3 protein-coding genes are annotated in these 2972 nt (G+C 52.6%); all 3 read right to left on the bottom strand.

Features of this window, described 5'->3' with window-relative positions; genetic code table 11:
* Positions 1 to 17: 17 nt before the first annotated feature.
* Positions 18 to 563: a response regulator transcription factor gene (locus B2Z72_RS14735; RefSeq protein ID WP_296984022.1), complete on the bottom strand. Its 546-nt coding sequence runs from the start codon at positions 561 to 563 to the stop codon at positions 18 to 20.
* 13 nt (positions 564 to 576) lie between these two features.
* Positions 577 to 1815: an ATP-binding protein gene (locus B2Z72_RS14730; protein ID WP_296984023.1), complete on the bottom strand. Its 1239-nt coding sequence runs from the start codon at positions 1813 to 1815 to the stop codon at positions 577 to 579.
* Between the two features lie 283 nt (positions 1816 to 2098).
* On the bottom strand, positions 2099 to 2434 hold the full coding sequence (locus tag B2Z72_RS14725; protein WP_296984024.1) for a Gfo/Idh/MocA family protein: 336 nt from the start codon (positions 2432 to 2434) through the stop codon (positions 2099 to 2101).
* Positions 2435 to 2972: the final 538 nt, after the last annotated feature.

Genomic DNA, 2972 nt, shown 5'->3' with positions numbered 1-2972 from the left:
ACTGAGCAGACAGCTGTTCAGCGCGGCGCGTATTTCTGCAGTTTGCGCTGCAGTGTACGGCGGTGCATGTTTAACGCTCTTGCTGTCGCAGAAATATTGCCCTGATGTTCGGCTAATACGCGTTGAATATGTTCCCACTCCAGACGGTCAACCGACATCACTTCTGCAGGTCCCTGATCTTCCTGCTGCACCCCGGGTGTATCTGAAAATGCATTGATCAGCTCCTGTAACGTAGCCGGTTTATGCAAATAATTATGAGCCCCCAGTTTGACCGCTTCGACTGCGGTCGGAATGCTGGCATAGCCGGTGAGCATCACAATACGGCAACCGGCAACAGCGTCTTTTAACTGCTCAATCAGACTCAGGCCAGACTCCTGTTCCAGACGCAGGTCGAGGGTAATCCACTCGGGCTGAAACGCTTTGGCTGTGGTTATGGCTTCCTCACCATTGCTGGCGATACGTGCTTCGTATCCCTGACGTTCCAGGCTTCTGCCTAACACCTGAGTGAAATGCAGGTCGTCATCGATAATCAGAACTTTTACTGGCGTGGCAGATGCAGGCATGAAACAGGTCCGGTCAGATCAGGTTAATTTTATGCGGATTTTTCAGTGGCAGGCGGATGCGGCATACACTGCCGCCATCCGCCCGTGCACTGAGATGAATTGAACCACCAAATTGTTCCACACTGGCGTTACTCAGGTACAGACCTATGCCCATACCGGATTCTTTGCGGCTGCTGAACAGCCCTTCGTTCTTTATTCGTGTCGCCGCACTTGGGTCGGGCTGGACGATATCCATCTGCCAGCAACCATCGCTGATTTCACAGCTCAGCTCAATAGGCTGATTACCTGCTTCGGCGGCGTTATCGAGCAGATTCAGCAATGCCTGATCCAATAATGGTGATGACGGAATACAGGCATCGAGACGAATGCCTTTATCCTCCCACAGCGCATTGGGCTGACTCAGACGCCAGCGGTGCAGCAGGCGCGCCAGCCAGTCGAAGGCTTTGTGCTGACCTTCTTCGTGGGCACTGCGTCCGGCGTTGGCCAGTTGCTGCAATGATTGTCGGCACAGTGCGACCTGCTCACGCAGCAGGTGCAGATCGTGGTGGTCCATCGGATGTTCCGGCTGGTGGGCGGCGTCGTCCAGCAGCATCTGCATGGTCATCAAGGGCGTACCCATCTCGTGAGCGGTACCGGCAGCCAGCGTTGCGATACCAATCAGCTGCTCGTTTTTCAGCTGTTGTTCTCTTAAACGCTGAATTTCTTTCTGTTGGTTTTGTTGGGCGCGCAACAGCTGGGGAATGAAAATAATCATAATCAGTGCGCTGATAACAAAGGTCAGCCACATCCCGGCGACGTGCAGATCGAACAGGCTGGAGCCTGTCATGCCGTGGAATTCATTGGTATGAAGTGGTTGATACCATTCACTGAGCACGCTGTAATCGACGATACAGAGCAGGGCGATCAGTGTCGAAAAGGATACCGGCAGGCTGTAGGCGCCAACGACCAGAAGAACCAGAAAATAGGAAATAAACGGGTTTGTCGCCCCGCCGGTAAAAAACAACAGACCGGATAACAGCTGGCTCTCAAAGGCCAGATGCAGAAGCAGATGCCAGTCGCGTACTTCGCTGCGCACTCCCTGCCAGCCAGTGACCAGCAACAGCGGCAGATAGACGGCGAGCAGGCCCCAGGCGATACCTAAGCCGGCAAAACCACGGTATTGCAGATAAACCAGAAACATCAGCCAGATGGTGGCAATGGACAGGCGCAGCAGAGCAAGGCGTTGCAGCAGAAGATTCAGATTATTTCTCATAAACCCATTATAAGCGCAGCGGCATATAGAGGGGAGACTAAAAGATCAGGAAAATGTCAGCTCACTGTCCCGGCCTGCAGGCAGAAACTGAGGCGGGATGAAGATTCCGGACAAGCGGGACAAAAGTATGCAGGTAAGACGTTAAGCAGGTAAGCAGGTAAGCATAAAGGTACATCCTCAAGCTGGCTGTAATCGTTTTCTGATAGCCCGGCTTTACTGCCAGCGGCAGATGATCCCGGCCGATTAAATCGGCCGGGTCTGGTGTCAGCCACGGGTCAGTTGTTCAGCTTCTTCCAGACCCCTTCGCCAGTGGCCATTCGCTGTGCACGTGCTTGCCGGCGTTCAGTGCCGCGCTGATCAGTTCAAAGTGATAAGGAACCTTCACGGTAACGACGACCAGATCGATGTCATCGGAAGTCACCAGATCCTGCGGTGTGGCAAAGGCTTTAATGTTCATGGCTTCAGCCGTACGCTGGCCACTTTCCGCAGTCGAGTTAGCTACGGCGACCACGGTAAAGCGGTCACTGAGGGATTTCAGTGCCGGGATATGGGCAGTTGCAGCCCAGTGACTGTCTGGATTAAGACCGATAAAGCCGATACGGATTGGCTGTGCACTCATAAAGAAACCTCCATAATAAAACCTGTGAAAAAGCTGGCTGTGCAGCTTCCCCCTTATGGCGCACTGGCAGATCAGCCCTGAGGCTGGGGAAAGCCTGACGATAGAATCTCCGGCTGGTGGTACGATCGTATTCCTGATCATTTCCAGTGTCTGCCTGCTGCTGACGGAAAGACTGTTTAAGTGGCTTTGCTGATCTTCCTAAGCTATTGAAAAGTAAAGACTTTATTTATTTTTATATTGTCAGATGATAACTGTTATGTGTTCCGTTCATGAAATTATCAGGGTGATTGCTGGCTGGATAAGCGGCAACTGAGAGTACGGAGGATGCTGCTGAAAACCGTGCGGGTCAGGCAGCAGTTAATGGTTGTATAAAAAATGCACGGCCATTATGTGCCACAACCTTTGAACCAGAGGGCGGTTTAAGCGAGAATAGCGGCCTTTTACAGATCATCAGCCAGAATCTCATGTCTAATTCGTCTTTCCAGAAGGAAGTCGGCAGCCGCCGTACCTTCGGTATCATCTCGCACCCGGATGCGGG

Source organism: Thalassolituus sp. UBA6592, assembly GCF_002433655.1.
Lineage (GTDB): Bacteria > Pseudomonadota > Gammaproteobacteria > Pseudomonadales > Oceanobacteraceae > Venatoribacter.
This window is presented reverse-complemented; position numbering and strand designations above follow the sequence as displayed.